This window comes from Castellaniella caeni NBRC 101664 (genome assembly GCF_001592225.1).
GTDB lineage: Bacteria > Pseudomonadota > Gammaproteobacteria > Burkholderiales > Burkholderiaceae_B > Castellaniella > Castellaniella caeni.
The window spans coordinates 139,596-158,160 of the sequence record NZ_BCWN01000005.1; the positions used below are offsets into that span (position 1 = coordinate 139,596).

At 66.0% G+C, this 18,565-nt stretch carries 19 protein-coding genes; 4 read left to right on the forward strand and 15 right to left on the reverse strand.

Features of this window, described 5'->3' with window-relative positions:
- Nucleotides 1–47: 47 nt before the first annotated feature.
- The 11 genes from CCA01S_RS05090 to CCA01S_RS05140 all read right to left on the reverse strand — a co-directional run bounded on the left by CCA01S_RS05090 (nucleotide 48) and on the right by CCA01S_RS05140 (nucleotide 12,467).
- The gene (locus CCA01S_RS05090) at nucleotides 48–1,298 is read right to left on the reverse strand and encodes a type II toxin-antitoxin system HipA family toxin (RefSeq protein WP_066454976.1); all 1,251 of its coding nucleotides are present in this window, start codon (nucleotides 1,296–1,298) and stop codon (nucleotides 48–50) included.
- Complete coding sequence (locus tag CCA01S_RS05095; protein WP_066454978.1) at nucleotides 1,288–1,623, reverse strand: helix-turn-helix domain-containing protein; 336 nt, start codon at nucleotides 1,621–1,623, stop codon at nucleotides 1,288–1,290. The genes CCA01S_RS05090 and CCA01S_RS05095 overlap by 11 nt, the downstream gene beginning before the upstream one ends.
- A gap of 215 nt (nucleotides 1,624–1,838) precedes the next feature.
- On the reverse strand, nucleotides 1,839–3,767 hold the full coding sequence (locus CCA01S_RS05100; protein ID WP_066454980.1) for an FAD-dependent monooxygenase: 1,929 nt from the start codon (nucleotides 3,765–3,767) through the stop codon (nucleotides 1,839–1,841).
- Nucleotides 3,768–3,941: 174 nt separating this feature from the next.
- Entirely contained in the window at nucleotides 3,942–4,850 is a 909-nt protein-coding gene (gene hpaA, locus CCA01S_RS05105; RefSeq protein ID WP_066454982.1) for a 4-hydroxyphenylacetate catabolism regulatory protein HpaA, read from the reverse strand.
- Between the two features lie 29 nt (nucleotides 4,851–4,879).
- Nucleotides 4,880–5,086, reverse strand: coding sequence for a YbdD/YjiX family protein (locus CCA01S_RS05110; protein WP_066454985.1), 207 nt, complete (start codon nucleotides 5,084–5,086; stop codon nucleotides 4,880–4,882).
- A gap of 1 nt (nucleotide 5,087) precedes the next feature.
- Entirely contained in the window at nucleotides 5,088–7,337 is a 2,250-nt protein-coding gene (locus CCA01S_RS05115; protein WP_066454988.1) for a carbon starvation CstA family protein, read from the reverse strand.
- Nucleotides 7,338–7,499: 162 nt separating this feature from the next.
- On the reverse strand, nucleotides 7,500–8,726 hold the full coding sequence (argJ, locus tag CCA01S_RS05120) for a bifunctional glutamate N-acetyltransferase/amino-acid acetyltransferase ArgJ (RefSeq protein ID WP_066455168.1): 1,227 nt from the start codon (nucleotides 8,724–8,726) through the stop codon (nucleotides 7,500–7,502).
- Nucleotides 8,727–9,010: 284 nt separating this feature from the next.
- Nucleotides 9,011–9,541, reverse strand: a complete 531-nt coding sequence (locus CCA01S_RS05125; RefSeq protein WP_066454991.1) for a MarR family winged helix-turn-helix transcriptional regulator — start codon at nucleotides 9,539–9,541, stop codon at nucleotides 9,011–9,013.
- A 179-nt stretch (nucleotides 9,542–9,720) separates the two neighbouring features.
- Complete coding sequence (gene hemL / locus CCA01S_RS05130) at nucleotides 9,721–10,998, reverse strand: glutamate-1-semialdehyde 2,1-aminomutase (RefSeq protein WP_066454994.1); 1,278 nt, start codon at nucleotides 10,996–10,998, stop codon at nucleotides 9,721–9,723.
- A 21-nt stretch (nucleotides 10,999–11,019) separates the two neighbouring features.
- The gene (gene thiE / locus CCA01S_RS05135; RefSeq protein WP_066454997.1) at nucleotides 11,020–11,661 is read right to left on the reverse strand and encodes a thiamine phosphate synthase; all 642 of its coding nucleotides are present in this window, start codon (nucleotides 11,659–11,661) and stop codon (nucleotides 11,020–11,022) included.
- A complete protein-coding gene (locus CCA01S_RS05140) occupies nucleotides 11,658–12,467 on the reverse strand; it encodes a bifunctional hydroxymethylpyrimidine kinase/phosphomethylpyrimidine kinase (RefSeq protein ID WP_066455170.1) in 810 nt (269 codons plus the stop codon). The genes thiE and CCA01S_RS05140 overlap by 4 nt, the downstream gene beginning before the upstream one ends.
- Nucleotides 12,468–12,605: 138 nt before the next feature.
- Between CCA01S_RS05140 and CCA01S_RS05145 the strand changes: the two genes are divergently transcribed.
- From CCA01S_RS05145 to CCA01S_RS05160, 4 genes are all read left to right on the forward strand, one after another.
- Nucleotides 12,606–12,770 carry a rubredoxin gene (locus CCA01S_RS05145; RefSeq protein ID WP_043685094.1) on the forward strand — a complete coding sequence of 55 codons (165 nt, stop codon included), beginning with the start codon at nucleotides 12,606–12,608 and terminating at the stop codon, nucleotides 12,768–12,770.
- A 61-nt stretch (nucleotides 12,771–12,831) separates the two neighbouring features.
- Nucleotides 12,832–13,428, forward strand: a complete 597-nt coding sequence (locus CCA01S_RS05150; RefSeq protein ID WP_066455000.1) for a YqgE/AlgH family protein — start codon at nucleotides 12,832–12,834, stop codon at nucleotides 13,426–13,428.
- On the forward strand, nucleotides 13,421–13,864 hold the full coding sequence (gene ruvX, locus CCA01S_RS05155) for a Holliday junction resolvase RuvX (RefSeq protein WP_066455003.1): 444 nt from the start codon (nucleotides 13,421–13,423) through the stop codon (nucleotides 13,862–13,864). The genes CCA01S_RS05150 and ruvX overlap by 8 nt, the downstream gene beginning before the upstream one ends.
- 154 nt (nucleotides 13,865–14,018) lie before the next feature.
- A complete protein-coding gene (locus CCA01S_RS05160; RefSeq protein ID WP_232304974.1) occupies nucleotides 14,019–14,798 on the forward strand; it encodes a lysophospholipid acyltransferase family protein in 780 nt (259 codons plus the stop codon).
- A gap of 56 nt (nucleotides 14,799–14,854) precedes the next feature.
- Here CCA01S_RS05160 and CCA01S_RS05165 read toward each other — a convergent pair whose 3' ends face one another.
- The 4 genes from CCA01S_RS05165 to CCA01S_RS05180 all read right to left on the reverse strand — a co-directional run bounded on the left by CCA01S_RS05165 (nucleotide 14,855) and on the right by CCA01S_RS05180 (nucleotide 18,554).
- Entirely contained in the window at nucleotides 14,855–15,688 is an 834-nt protein-coding gene (locus tag CCA01S_RS05165; protein ID WP_066455006.1) for a symmetrical bis(5'-nucleosyl)-tetraphosphatase, read from the reverse strand.
- On the reverse strand, nucleotides 15,685–16,860 hold the full coding sequence (lptG, locus tag CCA01S_RS05170; protein ID WP_066455009.1) for an LPS export ABC transporter permease LptG: 1,176 nt from the start codon (nucleotides 16,858–16,860) through the stop codon (nucleotides 15,685–15,687). Before lptG ends, CCA01S_RS05165 begins: the two co-directional genes overlap by 4 nt.
- A gap of 96 nt (nucleotides 16,861–16,956) precedes the next feature.
- Entirely contained in the window at nucleotides 16,957–17,661 is a 705-nt protein-coding gene (gene mtgA, locus CCA01S_RS05175; protein WP_066455014.1) for a monofunctional biosynthetic peptidoglycan transglycosylase, read from the reverse strand.
- Entirely contained in the window at nucleotides 17,661–18,554 is an 894-nt protein-coding gene (locus CCA01S_RS05180) for an energy transducer TonB (RefSeq protein WP_084386506.1), read from the reverse strand. The genes mtgA and CCA01S_RS05180 overlap by 1 nt, the downstream gene beginning before the upstream one ends.
- Nucleotides 18,555–18,565: the final 11 nt, after the last annotated feature.

Here is an 18,565-nt window from a genome sequence, read left to right on the forward strand (position 1 = left end):
TATGAAATGTCACAATAAATCAGCCGGAATTGTACTCTTTCCCCCTGTTACTCGATCTCAAGGAGGGACAGAGAATGCGTCAGCCGTTGTCTCATGATTTCGGCCAGTTCTGGGGTGAGCAGTCGCTGGATTTTTGTGTAGGAAGTGACAAACTTGTGCGCCAGGGCGTGCAGATGAGCACTGGCCTGCTGTGGGCTGTCAAAACCAAATCGCGTGGCCTGGGCCAGGATGTTCTGTCGTGAGATCGCGTTGCTGTCCCGGCTCAGTCGCATCGATAAGTCAATGGGTGCGAAGGTAGTCTCGGGGACTACATCAAAGGCCGGGGACAGGCGCCAGCCACTGTTCTCGGCGTCATAGTAGATGGCGTGATTTCTTGGGTGATCGTCGTTATTGCCAATGATGGCATTGAAGGCCATGCGATCAAATAGTTCGATTCGGTCTTGTACTGGCGCTCCTACTTGGACGAGGGCATCGGCCAGCCGTGGGTAACTCCATCGGCGGGTCTGTTCGGGCGTGGAATTTGGATATTCAGCCTGCAGCATGGAGGCTGCACTCAGTGTCATCCGACGATGCCCGGCATGGCGGTCGAAGCGCTGGGACAGGAGTACAGAAAGCCCTGTTCCTCTGGCCTTGGAAAAAGAGGTGTACTGGGTCGGCGCAAAATACAGGCCTGCTTCGCTAGCCCATTGCTGCATGGCGTGCTCAAGCAGGGGCGTATCGATGACATCGCTTGGCAGGACTGGTTTTGCAAGCCAAAAAAAGCGGTCGTCTCGCACGGTGGCTTTGGGCCGCGCTCCGCCCAGGCTGGGAGTAGCCAGGATTTGTCGGCGTAATCGGGCGTCGACCGCGGGTAATCGGTCGCTGATGGCAATCAGCTCGCGGGTCAACTTTTCGAGGTCAGGCAGCCTGGGGCTATTGAGGTGTGCAATCGCCGGTTTGCGTGAGGTTCCAACGGCCAGGCTTCCCCATCGATCTGCGTTGCTTGCCTTGAGCAAATAAGCAATATGGGTCGCGTTCTCGGACAGGCCAAATTGCCGCTTGAGCAGTGTTCTTCCCCATGAGTCGGGGCAGGCGTCTCGAAGCGCATCATGTACCCCGTCATAGCGTAATGCGGGAATAGGCGCATGGCCCAGGGGCAGGTTGATCGGGTCAATAGGGACGGGGAGTGGGGCGTCGAGGTAGCTTGAGGCGTACTGAAAGTAGCCGATTCCTTCGCTGGACATCCCATATCGGCCGACCGTCACCCATTCTTGGGTGTGGGGGTGCTCCAGGTAGATGTAGCAGCGGTCAGAAATCATCGTCGAACCCCGTTGGCAGGCGTGCCCGTATGGCTTGGTTGCCCTGGTAGAGCGCGGGGTCGATGTCCGGCGCTGCGACATTGAGGAGACCCAGCACGTTCAGCGCAGCCAGGTATGTTGTCGCGGACACCCCTGGATCACCTTGCTCCAGGCGCCTGAGCGTTGGGCGCGAGACGAAGATGCGACGGCAGAAGTCGTCTGCCAGGATGCGTTGCTTGACTCGCTGGATTCGGACGCACTTGCCCCACATCGCGACTTTGTCGAGGACGTCGAGGTTGATGATCTGTGCAGTGGCGGTTCTTTTGGGCATATCGACACCAAACATAGATGTTTCATTATATGGAGCAAAGGAACATCTATGTTATTTATTTGGTCTGATCAGTATCTCGGCGCTTCGTTGCTGTAGGCATGCCCAAGGCGGACAGGATAGCGTCCGTCCAGCTGCTGGATCGAATGCGGGCGTAGCCACAGCGAGAAGCCCGAGTACGTTCAGCGCCGCCAGAGAGCTTGCCACGGATGCCCTCTGGCTGCCCGGGCGCCTTATTTCAGCATGAAGGCGTCAAAGAACCGGCTCAGTTCGCCATAGGCGTCCAGCGGCAGGATGGTGGCGATGTGCTGATCCGGGCGCACCACCACCATGCAGCCCGTTGGGCGTTGGATGCCGCGCTGGTCGAAGATGTCGTGTGCCGCGCTGGTCTGGAAGACCTTTTCATAATCGCGCAGGCCGTATTTCCCCTTGGCGGGCCAGAGGAAGTCGGGCATGTCTTCAATGGCCAGGTCTTGCTGCTGGAACACCGCGCAGACGTCGATGAGCGCATCGACATCGGCACCTGTCGGCGTGTATTGCCGCACCGGAGAAGCCTCTGCGTCGGCCAGGAAGCGTACGAGGCCGCGCGCCCTGGAGTCCGCCTCCAGTGGGCTTTTCGCATCACCGAAGATGAAAATGCGCCAGCGGCCATCCGCTTTGTTCAGGTGTCCCAGCTGTACCGGGCGGCCGTCCGCCACTCGCACGGCGACGGCGGAATGAAAGCGCTGCCCGATGAGAAGCCCGCTGGCCAGCGCCTGGTGCTCGTGCCCCGTGCACAGCCAGGATGCGTCGTAGCCGATCGAGGTGCCAGCGATGAAACCGTTTTGCCGGGCGATGAATTTTTCGATGTCGGCGGTGCTGGTTCTGGCCGTGGCGGCGTGCTTTTCGGCCTTTGGGCGGGTGGCGACCAGGGCCGACATTTCGCGGTCGGCGTTGATCAGCATGAAAGCCACCTTGCGGCGTTCTGTCTCGTACGTTTGCAGCAGTTTCGGGTGCGCCTTGCCCTGCAGTACCGCCGCCAGCTTCCAGCCCAGGTTGAAGGTGTCCGGCAGCGACGTGTTCAGGCCCCAGCCCCCTTTCGGGCTGTGGGTGTGGCAGGCATCGCCTGCCACGAAGGCGCGGGGAATCCGCGGGGCCGGTTTGTCGGTCGGCGTGTCGTCGAAGCGGTCGGCGACACGCTGCCCCACTTCATAGATCGACCACCAAGCCACCTCTTTGATGTCCAATTGGTACGGATTGAAGATCTGTTTGGCCCGGGCAATGATGTGATCGGCGTTCAGGTGCAGCTGCGAGGCGCGCTGATCCTTGTCCAGCAGGTCGAGCTCGACGTACAGGCGCACCAGGTAGCCGCCTTCGCGCGGCACCAGCATGACCGCGCCCTTGTCTTTCGACTGGATGAAACTCTTGACCCGGATGTCCGGGAAGTTTGTCACCGGCAGCACGTCCATCACGCCCCAGGCCTTGTTGGCCGAGTCGCCTTGCAGCTGGATGCCCAGGCTCTTGCGCACCGCGCTGTGGGCGCCGTCGCAGCCCACCACGTAGCGGGCCTTGATGGTTTCGGTCTTGCCCGATTGCCCGGCGTCGGCGCGCTCGAAGCGGGCCGTGATCGGGTGGGCACCCAGGTCTTGCGCCAGGGTCTCGTCCACCGCCAGCCCCAGCAGGCGGCGGTTGTAATGCGGGGCCAGGTGCGTGACCGACTGCGCCATTCCGTCGAGCAAAATGTCGTGCAGGCGTGCCTGGTTGACGACCCCATGGGTGAATTCGGACAGCCCCAGCCGTGCGTCCGCCACCTTGTGCGTGCGCTTGATCTCTTGCGGATTGTGCGTGTCGGGTTCCCAGAAGGCGTTCTGGTGCAACTGGTAGGCTTCTTTCACCAGCAGCTCGCTGCTGTTGAAGGCTTCCATGATTTCCATGGTGCGGCAGGAAATGCCGTCGGCCTGGCCAAACAGCATCGGCCCGGGTTTCTGTTCGACGATGCAGGTCTTGATGTCGGCAAAATCCGCCAGCTGTCGCGCCAGCGCCAGGCCTGCCGGGCCGCAGCCGACGATCAGCACATCGACTTCAGCGGGCAGATCGATCGTGGACGGCAAGGGCGCGGGCTCGCGCGCAACATCGGGGATTTCGTAATTGCCGGGCTTGAAGCCGTTCAGGTGGTATTGCATGCGATGGCTCCTTTCAGGCAGTGACTGCCGCCATGGGCGTGCAAGGGGGGCGAGTGGGGGGCTCGAAGGGCATGGTGTCTCCACGGTCATTCATTGTTGGAGTCACTATGATAGAAGTGATCTGGCGGGATATTGAATGCAGCTTTCGTCGTTAAACTTGGATTTTTCGTAAGGCTATCTGCCCTGTGCATGCTGTGATGCGTAGTCGCGAGGCGGGATGCCGACGTGATGCCGAAAGAAGCGCGAGAAGTAAGCTGGGTCGCGGAAACCCAGGGCAAAGCAGATCTGGCTGACGGGTTGGCCGCTGTGCAGCAGCAGACGCTTGGCTTCTTGCAGCTGGCGCTCGAAGATCAATTGTTTGGACGGCATGCTCGCCAGTCGGCGGCAGATCAGGTTGAGCCGCGCGGTGGTCAGGCCCAGCGTGTCGGCGTAGCGCTGCAGTGACCAGTGCTGGGTGTAGTGGGCCTCTATCAGCTGGTTGAAACGGTGAAATTGCATCAGATCCTGGGCTGGCACGGGGCTGTCGTGCTGTGGCCGCTCGATCAGTGACAGCAGGTTGGCCAGAATCAGGCGCAGCAGGGCCAGCAGATTGTCTGCGCGGCCGTCGCGCCGACCGACGAACTCGTCAGCCACCTGTTGAAACAATGGTGCCAGGTGAGCCGCGCTGCGGGCCGCGTCGCCCCGCTGCTCGCTCAGGCCGACGCACAACGGCTGGTTCAGCCGAAGCGACAGGGCTGCTTCGTTTTCGAACAGCTGCCATACCAGCTGCTGGCGCGCGGTGATGACCTGGCCCTCGCTGGCCGCGTCGGTGACGAAGGCGTGGGGAACGCCAGGCGGGGTGAAAAAGCACAGGGGGCCATCCAGGCGGTATTGAAGATCGTCCAGGTACAGATGGACGTGGCCGTTGTGGATGTAGTGGATCTGGAAGAAGCGGTCGTGGCGGTGTGCCGCCACGCTGCGACCGAAGAATTCAGAGAGACGATCGTGGCCGTCGTAGTGAAAGTCGGCGTCGGCGTAGCGCTGGTCGTAGACCTGGCCAAGATCAAGGATCGGGATGCTGGCGAGGTGCTGTCTGGGGTTCATGCCTGGCCCTCATTGTCTGGTCTGAACAATCAGCAGCAGCGCCCCTGCGGGTTGCGGTCTTCCCAGTCGTAGCGCTCGCGCCAGAACTGGCGTTCTGACACGGGCGTCTGTTCGGGGTGGGTGCGCGCCATGTGTTCCAGGTATTTCTGGTACGCATCGGCGCGCAGGATGCCCTTGAAGAACTGGCCCAGCCCGCCAAGGCGGCGGCGCTGGCCGGGCTGGACAGTATTCAGCATCTCAGTGTCCCATCACCGCGGGCATGGCCGAGGCGGGCACGGTGTCCCAGCGGGCCAGCAGGGCCTTTTCGGACGCCGTGGGCAGCAGCCCCGCAGGGGCAAACAGGCGCGACTCCACGTGCGGGTCTTCGGTGTTCGAGCCTTCGTGCGTGCGCTGCCAGGCGCGCCAGGCGGCCAGCACCGCTGTGCCCATGACAATCATGGCCAGCAGCACGAAGACCACCGACAGCGAGCCCTGCACGAAGGTGTTGCGCACCACGGCCTGCATGGCTTCGACCGTCTTGGCTGTGCCGAAGCTGGTCTTGCCCGACGCCAGCGCGTTCTTGAAGGCTTCGTGCTGTGCCCAGTAGCTCACCGCCGGGATCTTGGAGAAGATCTTTTCCCACGACGCCCAGATGGTGATGATGGCGATGAACACCAGCGGCCCCGCCACCACCCACAGGTAGCGGAAGTTGCCGCGCTTGGCCACGATGGCCAGCACCACGGCCAGCGCGATGGCGGCCAGCAGCTGGTTGGCGATGCCGAACAGCGGGAAGAAGGTGTTGATGCCGCCCAGTGGGTCGGTCACGCCCAGGATCAGGATGTAGCCCCAACCCACCACCATGATGGCGGTGCACAGCCAGGCGCCGGGACGCCAGGACATGTCCTTGAATTTCGGGAAGAAATTGCCGATGGTGTCTTGCAGCATGAAACGCGCCACGCGGGTGCCGGCATCGACGGCGGTCAGAATGAACAGCGCCTCGAACATGATGGCGAAGTGATACCAGAAGCCCATCATGGCGGTGCCGCCAAACCATTGGTGCATGATGTGCGCGATGCCCACCGACAGCGTGGGGGCGCCGCCCGTGCGGGAAATAATGCTGGTTTCACCCACGTTGTGCGCCAGCTCGGTGAGCATGCCGGGGGTCAGGTTGACCCCGGCCAGCCCGAGGCTGTTGACGAAGGCTACCGCCGTGTCCACCGTGCCGCCCGTGGCCGCCATCGAGGTATTCATGGCGAAGTAGATACCGCGGTCGATCGAGATGGCCGCCACCAGCGCCATGATGGCCACCAGCGATTCCATCAGCATGCCGCCGTATCCCAGGAAGCGGGTCTGTTTTTCCTTTTCCACCAGCTTGGGCGTGGTGCCCGAAGAAATCAGCGCGTGAAAGCCCGACAAGGCCCCGCAGGCGATGGTGACGAAGAGGAAGGGGAACAACGATCCGGCCACGACCGGGCCGTCGGCGCGGCTGGCGTATTCCGAGAGGGCGGGCACGGTGATTTCCGGACGCACGATCAGGATGGCGAGGGCCAGCAGGCCGATCACGCCGATCTTCATGAAGGTGGACAGGTAGTCGCGTGGCGCCAGCAGCAGCCACACCGGCAAGATGGCGGCGATGAAGCCGTAGACGATGATGGCCCAGGCCAGGGTAAGGCGGTCGAAGTGGAACAGCGCGCTGCCCCAGTCGGATTCGGCCACCCAGCGGCCCGAGATGATGGCGAACATCAGCAGCGCCAGGCCGATGAGCGAGACTTCCAGTACCTTGCCCGGCCGGATGTAGCGCAGATAGCAGCCCATGAACAGCGCGATGGGGATGGTGAGCGACACCGAATACACGCCCCAGGGCGATTCGCCCAGCGCGTTGACCACGACCAGGGCCAGGATGGCCACGATGATGATCATGATGGCCAGGGTGGCGACCAGCGCCGCCGTGCCGCCCACCACGCCCAGCTCTTCGCGCGCCATCTGGCCGAGCGAACGGCCGCCGCGGCGCATCGAGAAGAACATCACCAGGTAGTCTTGCACGCAGCCCGCCAGTACGGCGCCCACGATGATCCACAGGGTGCCGGGCAGATAGCCCATCTGCGCAGCCAGCACGGGGCCCACCAGGGGGCCGGCGCCGGCGATGGCGGCAAAGTGGTGGCCAAACAGCACGACCCGGTCGGTCGGCACGAAATCGCGGCCGTTGGAGTTGTACTCGGCGGGGGTTGCCCGGCTGTCGTCGGGCTGGGCCACCCGGCGCTCGATCATCTTCGCGTAGAAGCGGTAGCCGACGAGGTAGGTGCAGACCGCGGCCAGCACGAACCAGATGGCGTTGATGGTTTCACCGCGCGAGATGGCCAGCACAGCCCAGGCGATACCACCCAGCAGGGAGATGGCGGCCCAGAGGGCAATCTTGCCCGGGGTCCAGCGGTTGTCGTCGGCCTCTTGAGCCGCGCTGAGTGCGTTGGGCGGCAGCTGGATGGCTGCCGCCGATGATGAGGATGTCATGTGAGGTTCCTGCCCAGAGATCCATAATGGCGATGCCCTCGAGCAGGGTAGGGCCTGAGGGCATCGCCGGGCAGTATAGTCCCGCAACTCGCCGGATATGACGCGTACCACGGCCAAAATCGGCTAATTAAGGGTTAACCCTTATGCGAATCGTCGTGCCGATCACGACCGGTAGTCGGCGTTGATACTGACGTATTCGTGCGAGAAGTCGCAGGTATAGACCGTGTCGGCAACCGCGCCGCGGCCCAGTGCCACGCGCACCAGGATTTCGGGCTCGGCCATCACGCGCTGGCCGTCTTCTTCACGGTAATCGGGGTCGCGCCCGCCTTGGGTAGCCACTTGCACGTCGCCCAGCCACAAGGTGAGCTTGCTGACGTCCAGGTCGTCGATGCCGGCGTAGCCGATGGCCGCCAGGATGCGGCCCAGGTTGGGGTCGGAAGCGTAAAACGCCGTTTTCACCAGCGGTGAATGGGCGATGGCGTAGGCGACCTTGAGGGCTTCTTCGGTGCTGGCGGCTTGTTCGACCCGGATGGTCATGAATTTCGTCGCGCCTTCGGCATCGCGCACGATTTTCTGGGCGAGTTCGCGGGCGGCCTCGGTGAGTGCCTGGGCCAGCGGGGCGTAACGCGGGTCTTGCGCGGATTCGATCTGCACGCCGCTGGCCCCGGTGGCCAGGATGATGAAGGAATCGTTGGTGGAGGTGTCGCCATCGACCGTGATGCGGTTGAACGACTGGTCGGCGATGGCGCGTGTCAGATTCTGCAGCAACGCGGGCGCCAGCCCCGCATCGGTGCCCAGAAAGCCGAGCATCGTGGCCATGTTGGGGCGGATCATCCCGGCCCCCTTGCTGATGCCGGTGATGGTGACCTGCGCGCCGCCCAGCGTGATGCGCTGCGAGTGGATCTTGGGCTGGGTGTCGGTCGTCATGATGCTGTGGGCCGCCTCGAACCAGTGATCGGCCTGGGCATCGGCCAGTGCGGCGGGCAGACCGGCGATCAGGCGGTCGACGGGCAGGGGTTCGAGGATGACGCCGGTGGAAAAGGGCAGAACTTGTTCTGCCTGCACGTGCAGCAGGTCGGCCAGGGCGGTGCAGGTGTCGTGGCTGGCCTGCAGGCCGGGCGCGCCGGTGCCCGCGTTGGCGTTGCCCGTGTTGACCACCAGCGCGCGGATGCCTTTGCCCGCGGCCAGGTGCGCTTCGCAGACCTGCACGGGCGCGGCGCGGAAGCGGTTGCGGGTGAAGACCCCGGCGACCGCGGCGCCTTCGTCCAGCAGGAAGACGGTAATGTCGCGCCGCCCCGCCTTGCGGATACCGGCTTCGGCGGTGCCGATGCGGATGCCGGAGACCGGGTAGATGGCGTCACGCGCCGGAATGTGCAGATTGATGGCCATGATGATGTCGAAGGTGAGCCTGCCGCCCTGTTGCCGCGTAGTCGCATGACCGTGGCTGCCAAAGCGGCCGCCAGCCGTCGGCGCCCCAGGGAAATCAGCGCTGGACGTGAAAGAAGCCCCCATTCTATGACGAATGGGAGCCTGTGATGGCGCGACGTGCGCGCCGGTGCTTGTGGTTGCCGCGTCGTGGCGTTTGCCGGGGTGCGTGCTTGCGGTTGTGCAAGCGAGGGTGCCCAGGGTAACCGGCAAACGCCCGTGCCGGGCCGCTGCCGTGCGAGGGCACCCTAGAGCGCGGGCAGGCGCGAATAGGTGGCCTGTTTGAGGTCGCCCAGCAGCTCGAACAGCGTGCCGCGTGCCGCGGGGGCCATGCCGCCCAGCAGGGATTGAATCCAGGATTCGTGGGCGCGCTGCATGCGGCGGTGGTAGCGGCGCCCCTTGGGCGTGAGGCGGATGAGCGAACTGCGGCGGTCGGCGTCGTCTTTGGTGCGTTCGACCAGACCGTCTTTTTCGAGCTGGTCGGTAATGCCGGTGATGTTGCCGTTGGTGACCATCATCAGCCGGGAGAGTTCGCTCATTTTGAGGCCCTTGGGGGCGTGCGTGAGCTGGGACATGAGGTCGAAGCGCGGCAGCGTGGTCTGGAATTCGCTGCGCAGGCGGCTGCGCAATTCGTTTTCGATGAGCGTGCAGCAGCTGAGCATGCGCAGCCACAGGCGCGTGTCGGCGGGTTCCTGGCCGGTGGCGCGGGTTTCGAGGTCGGGGAAGTCGGGCGTGACGGCGGGGTGGTGCGTCGCGGCGTAGTGGGTGTAGTCGGTCATGGCACGCCTGCGGGCCACCGGGGTGGCCCTGAACTGAGTCGAGGATGATTCAGTGTAGGAGCGAGACCGTGGCGTGTCCTTGTCTTAGGTCAAGAAATTTGAAGTTCATATCATCTGCCCAAGCCCAAGCCCAAGCCCAAGCCCAAGCCCGCAGGCGTGGCGCGGCGGCCCCAAGCGGCTCAAAGGCTGGCGAAGACCTTGTCGGCGATCTCCAGCGTGCGGTCGATCACCGCGTCGTCGTGCGTGATCGACACGAAGCCGGCCTCGAAAGCCGACGGCGCAAAGTGCACGCCGCCATCCAGCATGCCGTGAAAGAAGCGCTTGAATGCGTCCTGGTCGCTGTCGGAGACCTCGGCCAGGCTGGTGGGTGCCGTCTTGCGGAAATAAATGCCGAACAGGCCCCCTTGCCAGTCGCCGCAGAATGGCACCCCGTGGTTGCGCGCACGCCCCACCAGGCCGATGATGAGTCGGCCCGTCTGGGTGTGCAGGCGATCGTAGAAGCCGGGCTCGGCCAGGCGGCGCAGGGTGGTCAGCCCGGCGGCGACCGCGACCGGGTTGCCCGACAGCGTGCCTGCCTGGTACACCGCGCCCAGCGGGGCGATCTCGGCCATGATGTCGGCGCGCCCGCCAAAGGCGCCCACCGGCATGCCGCCGCCGATGATCTTCGCCAGGGTGGTGAGGTCGGGCTTGACGCCGCACAGGCCCTGCATGCCTTGCGGGCCCACGCGCAGGCCCGTCATGACTTCGTCGAAGATGAGCACGCTGCCGTGCTGGTCGCACAGCGTGCGCAGGCCTTCGAGAAAGCCGGGCGCCGGGCGCACCATGTTCATATTGCCCGCGATGGGCTCGACGATGATGCAGGCGATGTCGTCGGGGTATTGGGCGAACGCGGCTTTCACGTCGGCCAGGTTGTTGTAGCGCAGCACCACTGTGTGCTGCACGAATTCGGACGGCACACCGGCCGACGAGGGGTTGCCGAAGGTGAGCATGCCTGATCCGGCCTTGACCAGCAGGCTGTCGGAGTGCCCGTGGTAGCAGCCCTCGAACTTGATGATCTTGTTGCGCCCGGTGTAGCCGCGCGCCAGGCGGATGGCCGACATGGTGGCCTCGGTGCCCGAGCTGACCAGGCGCACCTGCTCGATAGAAGGAATGCGTTCGATGATGGCCTCGGCGATCTCGACTTCGGCGGCCGTGGGGGCGCCAAACGAGAGCCCGCCTTCGGCGGCGGCCTGCACGGCACGCACGACTTCGGGGTCGGCGTGACCCAGGATGGCGGGGCCCCACGAGCCGACGTAGTCGATGTACTGCTTGTCTTCGGCATCCCAGAGGTAGGGGCCGCGGGCGCGGGCGATGAAGGGCGGGGTGCCGCCCACCGAGCGGAAGGCCCGTACGGGGGAGTTCACCCCGCCGGGAATGGCGCGACAGGCGCGGTCGAAGAGTTCTGCGTTACGGGACATGGTGGATTCGGGCGTTGAGGGTCAGTCGAAGAGGGCGCTGCACTGTTGCGCGGCGCGGCGGATGTCGGGGGCGTCGAAGACGGCGCTGATGATGGCCAGGCTGTCGGCCCCCGCCTGCAGCACGGGCGGGGCGTTGTCGGCGGTCAGGCCGCCGATGGCCACCACCGCGGGGCGCGGGCTGAAGGGTTCGACCAGGGCGCGTCCGGCGCGGATGTGGTCGAGCGTGGCGTGTTCGGCCTCGGGCTTCACCCGCGACGGATACAGTGCGCCGAAGGCGATGTAATCGACGTCGTCTTGCAGGTGGCGGCGGGCGAGCTCGGGTTGGTCGTAGCACGAGCAGCCGATCCATTTGCCCGGGCCCAATGCCCGGCGCGCCTCGGCGAGCGCGGGGTCGTCGCGCCCCAGGTGCACGCCTTCGGCGTCCAGTTCGGCGGCCAGGCGCCAGTCGTCGTTGATGATGAGCGGCAGGCCCAGTGTCTTGCACAGGGCGCGCACGGCCACGGCCTGGGCGTGCCTGTCGGCGGGGGTGCCTTGCTTGCGGCGCCACTGCAGTACCCGCATGCCGCCCGCGTGGGCCTGTTCGATGGCCGCCAGCAGGCGGGGCGTGTCGGCCCAGTCGGGGGTGATGCCGTAAAGGCCGCGGGGAAAGCGTAGCGTGGTCATGGCGTGGTTTGTAGCAGTAGACGTTGGCCCATGCCGGGGTGGAACGTGCGATCGAGCATGGGCGTGACCAGCAGCACGGCCTGTTGTGTGGCCGAGATGGGATCCAGCCCCCCGGCCAGCAGGCTGGCCAGCACCGTGGCGAGCAGGCTTTCGCGGTCGTGGGCGCGCACGGTGGAAGCCGGCCAGGCCCAGCGCTGGCTGGCCTGTTCGTGGCTGTAGAGTATCAGGCCCTTGAGGTCGGCGCTCAGGGGAGCGTTGCAGCACAGCACATGGGGCACGCCCATTTCGTGCAGGGCCGCGATGGGGTCGTCCGCCCCCGCGCCGGACAACAGCCCCTGGCTGGCCCACTGCTCGGGCAGGCCCGCGTCCAGCACGGCGAGGTCGGTTTGCGGCAGCAGCAGTTCGAGCAGGGCGCTGAGCGTGTCTTCGGGGTCGATGTCTTCCACGTCGGGGAGGGTCGGCGGGAGGCTCAGGTGCAGCACCAGTGGCAGCGCGTTGTAGTCGGCGGCGATCTGGGCCAGCGTGGCGATGGTTTCGGGGTCGTACTGCGGCCCCACTTTGATAGCCCCGATGGGCATGTCTTCGAGCAGGCAGCGGGCCTGGTCGTCGATGAGTTCGGGCGCCAGGCGCTGGATGGCCTCCGTCCCCGCGGTGTCCTGGGTGTGGATGGCGGTGGCGACGGCCCCCGCGTGGGCGCCCAGCCGCGCGCAGATGACCGTGTCGATTGGCAGGTTACTGGCGCCACTGGGGTCGAAGGGGCCGAAAATCAGGGGAAGGGGTGGTGTGGGTGTCACGATGAGAGGCATGCGTATGCAGCGCGCCAGCACATGGGCTGGCTGATTGGGTACTATGCGTCCATTCTAATGGATGCGGCTGGCGGATAGGGATGTCCGGGTGCGGATGCCCCGGGGTTCGGCGGCCTGGATGTGAGAGGCTTGAGCATGATGCGAACCTGGATGTGTCTGATTTGCGGCTGGATTTACGACGAGGCCGCCGGGTTTCCCGAAGATGGCATTGCGCCCGGCACGCGCTGGGAAGACGTGCCGCCCAACTGGGTGTGCCCCGAGTGCGGCGCCCGCAAAGAAGACTTCGAACTCATCGAGATCTGAGCGGATCTGAATCTGATACTCTAGTCATATGGGCCGGGAGGCCGGTCTTCAGGAGATTGCCATGACGACAGCAACGCATGCTTCCGACACCCGTTCGCAGATCGATCTTTCCCGGCAGTTCCTGTTGGCCATGCCGGGCATGGTTTCGGGCGAACTCGCCAATACCGTCATCTACGTGTGCGAGCACACCGAACACGGTGCCCTGGGCCTGGTCATCAACCGGCCCACCGACCTCACCATCGGCGATCTGCTGCAGCGCATCGACCTGCCCCTGTCCCTCGAAATCGGCCCGGTCAGCAAGGCCCCCGTGTTTTTCGGCGGGCCGGTGCAAACCGACCGCGGCTTCGTGCTGCACGTGCCGCGGGGCGAATACAGCTCCAGCATCGCCCTGGGCGCCGACGTCGCGCTCACCACCTCGCGCGACGTGCTGCAAGACGTCGCGGCCGGGCATGGCCCGGCGCACCTGCTGGTCACGCTCGGGTACGCGGGCTGGGGCGCGGGGCAGCTCGAAGACGAACTCGCACGCAACGCCTGGCTCAACGTGCTGGCCTCCAACGAAATCCTCTTCGACACGCCCGCCGAAGAACGCTACGACGCCGCCCTGGCCCAGCTGGGCATCCGTTCGTCCATGCTCACCACCGACGCCGGGCATGCCTGAAGAAGTCTTGCTGGCCTTTGATTTTGGCCTGAAGAAAATCGGCGTGGCGCTGGGCAATACCCTGACAGGGCAGGCCCGGCCCCTGGTCATTCTCACGCCCGCCACGCGCCAGCTGCGCTTTGCGCAGGTGGCGGCCCTGTTGGCCGAATGGCAGCCCGACCGCATCATCGTGGGCTTGCCGCTCACCCTCGACGGCGGCGAACAGCCCGCCTCGCAGCACAGCCGCCGGTTTGCGCGCCAGCTCGAAGGCCGCTTTCATCTGCCGGTCGAACTGGTGGACGAGCGCGGCTCCAGCCTCGAGGCCCAGCGCATCCTCGGCACGCACGCCGCCGACGATGCGGTCGCGGCGGCCGTCATCCTGCAGCGCTATCTCGACCAGCGGCCCGGGGCACAGCCCCAGCGGCAGAACCTCTCGCAGGTGCCCGTTCGCGGCTGAGCCGACCGCTACGCCGGTGGCTTTTCATCCGCCCGTCGCGGTGGCGTCTCTTGCGGCGCGCGCCGTCGGCGCCTGGCCTGCGCCCCAGGCCCACACGGTATGATGTGCAGCATTTCCCGGCTGTCCGGGGCAAGGGTCTTGCGTGGCGCCGCTGTTGTTCCTCATTCGTTTTCTGCTGGTCTCCGCCTGGATCGTGCTGGGCCTGTTGACCGAGCTGCTGGTGTTCCCGCTGCTTCGCCGCCGCGGGCGCCAGCGCGTGGTGGGGGGCTGGTCGCGCGGCCTGTTGCGGCTGTGCGGCGTGCGCGTGCGCCCGCTAGGCCAACCGCTGATGCGCGAGGCGGCCCTGTGGGTGGCCAACCACGTGTCCTGGGTGGACATCTTCGTGCTCAACAGCGTGCGCCCCACCTCGTTCGTTGCCAAGAGCGACATCCGGCGCTGGCCCGTCATCGGCCTGCTGGTGGCCTGGGCCGGCACGCTGTTCATCGATCGCGGCCACCGGCAGGCCCTGCGCGAGGCCGGACGCCAGATGGGTGCCTGTTTTGAACAGGGCGATGTGGTGGGGCTGTTTCCCGAGGGCACGACCAGCATTGGCCTGGACGTTCTGCCCTTTCACGCGGGCCTGTTCGAGGCGGCGGTGCAGGCTCGCGTGCCGGTGCAGCCGGTGGCGTTACGCTTCCTGCGACGTGGGCGGCGTGCCCCGGAACTGGCTTTTGTGGGCGAGCAGACGCTGGTGGCCAACCTCTGGTTTCTGCTGGGGGCCTGGGGGGTGTCGGTGGAGTGTGAGTTCCTGCCGCCCATCGGCCCGGCAGAGACCCTGGATCGGGGGCAGATCGCGCATCGCGCGCATGCTGTGGTGCGCGAGGCCGTGCGCCGTGTCGAGCCGGACGCGGACGCCGCAGCACGCACTCCGGGCGCGCCCGCCGGATCGCCGTAGCGTGCGACGGGCCGCCTTTGCCGGGTGGGCGGTCGCGGTATCCGGGCTGCGCGGGCTTACGCGCAGTGTGCGCAGCTGTGCTGGATGATGCGGTGATCGCGCAGCCGCAGGGCCGTCAGGGCGCGGCCCCAGACGCAGCCAGTGTCCAGGCAGATGGTGTCGGCGCGGATGTTCAGGCCCAGGGCCGACCAGTGGCCGAAGACCACCGGCTCGGCGTGCGAGCGGCGCCCGGGCAGCTCGAACCAGGGCAGCAGGCCCGGTGCGTCGCGTGGCCCGCCCTTGTGATGAAAATCCATGCGGCCATCTTCGGCGTGGCAGACCCGCATGCGGGTGAGTGCGTTGACGATGACCCGCATGCGCGCGGGCCCTTGCAGATCGTCGTGCCACTGCAGGGGTTCTTCGCCGTAAAAGTCGTGCACGGCCTGCTGCCAGGCGGGGCCTTGCAGGGCGGTTTCGATTTCGTGGGCCAGGGCCTGCGCCTGGTCGAGCGTCCAGGCGGGCAGGATGCCCGCGTGCACCATCACGTGTCCGCGGTCGCGCACCAGCAGGGGCTGGCGGCGCAGCCAGTCGATGAGCGCATCGCGGTCGGGGGCGTCGAGAATGTCCTGGAGCGTATCGGATTTGCCCTGCTTGCGCACCCCGGCCACCACCGCCAGCAGGTGCAGGTCATGGTTGCCCAGGATGACCCGCGCCCGGTGACCCAGGCCGCGGATCAGGCGCAGGGCGCCCAGCGAGTCGGGGCCACGGTTGACGAGGTCGCCGGCAAACCAGATTTCGGTGGCCGGGTCGGCCAGGTCGGGATGGGCCAGCAGGCCGCGCAAGGCGCCTGCGCAGCCCTGTACGTCGCCGATGACCCAGACGTCGGAAGCGGGGGCGGACACCGTATTCATGCGGCGCGCCGTTCGAGGCGCCGCTGCCGCCACCACAGGGACAGCGGGTGGCGGTGCTCCATCGCCAACAGGGCCACCAGCGCCAGCAACAGGCCCAGCAGGTTGGGCACGAGCGCCGTGGCCCAGGGGGCCCAGTCGCCCAGCATGCCGGCGTTGAGCGCCAGCTGGTTGAGCATGAAGAAGCCCACGCCCAGGATGATGCCGAGGAACACTTTGGGGCCGATGCCGCCCCGGCGGGTCTGCATGAAACCGATGGGCGCCGCGATCGTCATCATCACCAGCAGCGTGAAGGGGTAGGCGATCTTGCGCCACAGGGCGACCTCTTGCCGATCGGTCTGCAGGTGGTTCTTTTGCAGGTACTGGATGTAGTCGAGCAGGTCGGTGATCGCCATGCGCTCGGGCGTGAGGATGCGCGCGATCAGCCGCTCGGGCGTGAGCGATGTGGGGATGCTGCGCGTCTCCAGACGGATGACTTCGCCAACCGGGGCGCTGGGCACGCGACCATCGGCCAGGGCGCTGGTGGCCTGCGAGCGGATGCGCGTTTCGGTGATGCCGCGCAGCGTGAGGTGCCCCTGCTCGAACTGGCCGCTGTCGGCCTGCACATAGGCCCTCAGCGTGTCATCCGGACGGAACTCGTACAGCACGACGCCCTCGACCTGGCCGTGACCGCCCAGCTTGTGGATGTTGATGATGCGGGTGCCGTCTTGCGTATCGCCTTCTTTGAACCAATAGCCGCTGGACAGTCGCCCGCCGTCGGTGCGCCCCATGAGGGCCAGCCGGGATTCGCTGCCGCGCAGTTCGGCGGCCGGGGTGATGTATTCAGACAGGATGTAGGCGCCCAGCACCAGCGGGATGGTGATGAGCCAGAGCGTGCCCAGCAGCTTCAGGCCGCTGACCCCGGAGGCGCGCAGGATGGTGAGTTCGTTGCGCTGGGCGAGGCTGGCCAGGGCCAGCACGGCGCCGATCAGCAGGCCGATGGGCAAAAGCTCGTACAGGTGGTTGGGCAGGTCGAGCGCCTGCAGATAGAAGAGGTTGAGCAGGGTGAGGTGATCGCCCACCTTGTCCAGGCCCTCGATGAGGGCGAAGAACATGAACAGGCCCACGAGTGCCACCAGCACGACCGTGGTCGAGCGGTAGATTTCCCGGGCAATGTAGCGTCGAGCCGTGCGCATGGATCAAACTGCGGTGAAAACTTCAATAGTACTCTGATCTGCCCGACGGCCCTGGTCGGACGGGCTTGATCGGCGCGTTTCCCGGGGCGGGCGGCCTCATGGCACCTCGACCAGGCGCATGCGTGCCCGCACGGTGGCGGCGTGCGCGCGCAGGTACGCGGTCATGCCGTGCTGGTCGTAGTACGCCGGGTTGGGCAGCATCGAGGCGAGTTCCGCCGCCTGGGTGGCACTCAGGCGCGCGGCGCTGCTGCGGTAATAGTGGGCTGCCGCCGCTTGCGCGCCGAAGGTGGCCTTGCCCCATTGCGCCACGTTCAGGTAGAGCTCCAGGATGCGGCGCTTGTCCATCACCAGCTCGATCATGTAGGTGAGAATCAACTCCTGCCCCTTGCGCAGATAATTGCGCGAGTTGGACAGGAACAGATTCTTGGCCAGCTGCTGGGTGATGGTCGAGCCGCCTCGGCGCTTGCCGCGCCCGCGTGCCTCCTGGCGCTGGTTGTAGCGCCAGGCTTTGCGGATGGCGTCCCATTCCACCCCGTCGTGCTCGACGAAACCCGAGTCTTCGGACGCAATGACGGCGCGCTTGAGCTGGGGGCTGATCTGGGCGTAGGGCACCCATTGATGGCTCAGCCGCGCCTTGGGGTCGTCCATGCGCAGCGCCTGCAGGGTGTCCTGCATGACGGGCGTGAAACCCGGATTGCGGTACTTGAACCAGACCACCATGCCGAACAGGCCCACCTGGTACAGGAATACGGCGCAAAGCGCGACGAGCAGCGCGGCGGTCAGCACGCGGCGCCCGCGCATCAGGGGGTCTCCGTGCTCAGGCCGCCACGGGTGAAGTGCCAGGTTCGGGTGATGGCCAGGACGTCGGTCTGCCGGGCCAGCTGTGTCGGCAGCGGCGGAAACGGCGCCGCCAGCTCGACGATGCGCCGCGCCGCGCTGTTGAGCACCGCGTGGCTGGATGGGCGGTCGAATTCCAGGTGGTCGAGCTGGCCGTCGCGGCGGATATAGACCGTGAGCTGCAGCTCGCCATAGATTTTGCCGCGCGCCTCGGGTGGATAGTGTTCGGTGCCGATGAGTTCGATGCGTCGGCGCCAGGCCTCGACGTAGGCGGCATAGTCCACCGCGCGGGTGGCGGGGGCAACAAAGGTTTGCCGCGGTTGGGCGTTGTAGCGCTCGATGCGTTCCTTGAGCGCCGCGATGCGGGCGCTGAGCACCAGGCTTTCCTGCTGGCGGTCGTCTTCGCCCGGATCCGCGCTTTGTCCCAGCAGCTGCGGGCTGGGGCGCGAGGCCGCCACCTGGTCGTGCGCTTCGAGTTGGGCCAGCAGCTGGCGCTGTTCGGCTTCGAGTTCGGCCTGGCGCCGACGCAAGGCTTCGAGCACGGTTTCATCGGCGCTGTCCGCGCTGGTGCGCGGCAGGGGCGACGCTGCCAGGCCCGCCGCCTGTTCGCCACCGCCATCCAGGTTGTTTTGTGCCAGCGCCTGCGCCTGCAGCGGCGCCTGGTCGCTGCGGCTGTTGACGAGGGTGATGTCCAGCGTGGGCAGCGGCGCGGGGGCCGGGGGGCTGACGCCCTGCCAGAGCAGCAGCAAGCCATGCAGGCAGGCGGAGATCAGCAAGGCCGTGGCCATGCGGCTGCGCCCCTCGCGCGGCGCTTGCAGCAGCTGCAGGGGCAGCGGATCGGCCGTCGGCTGTGTCATGGTGCGGGCCT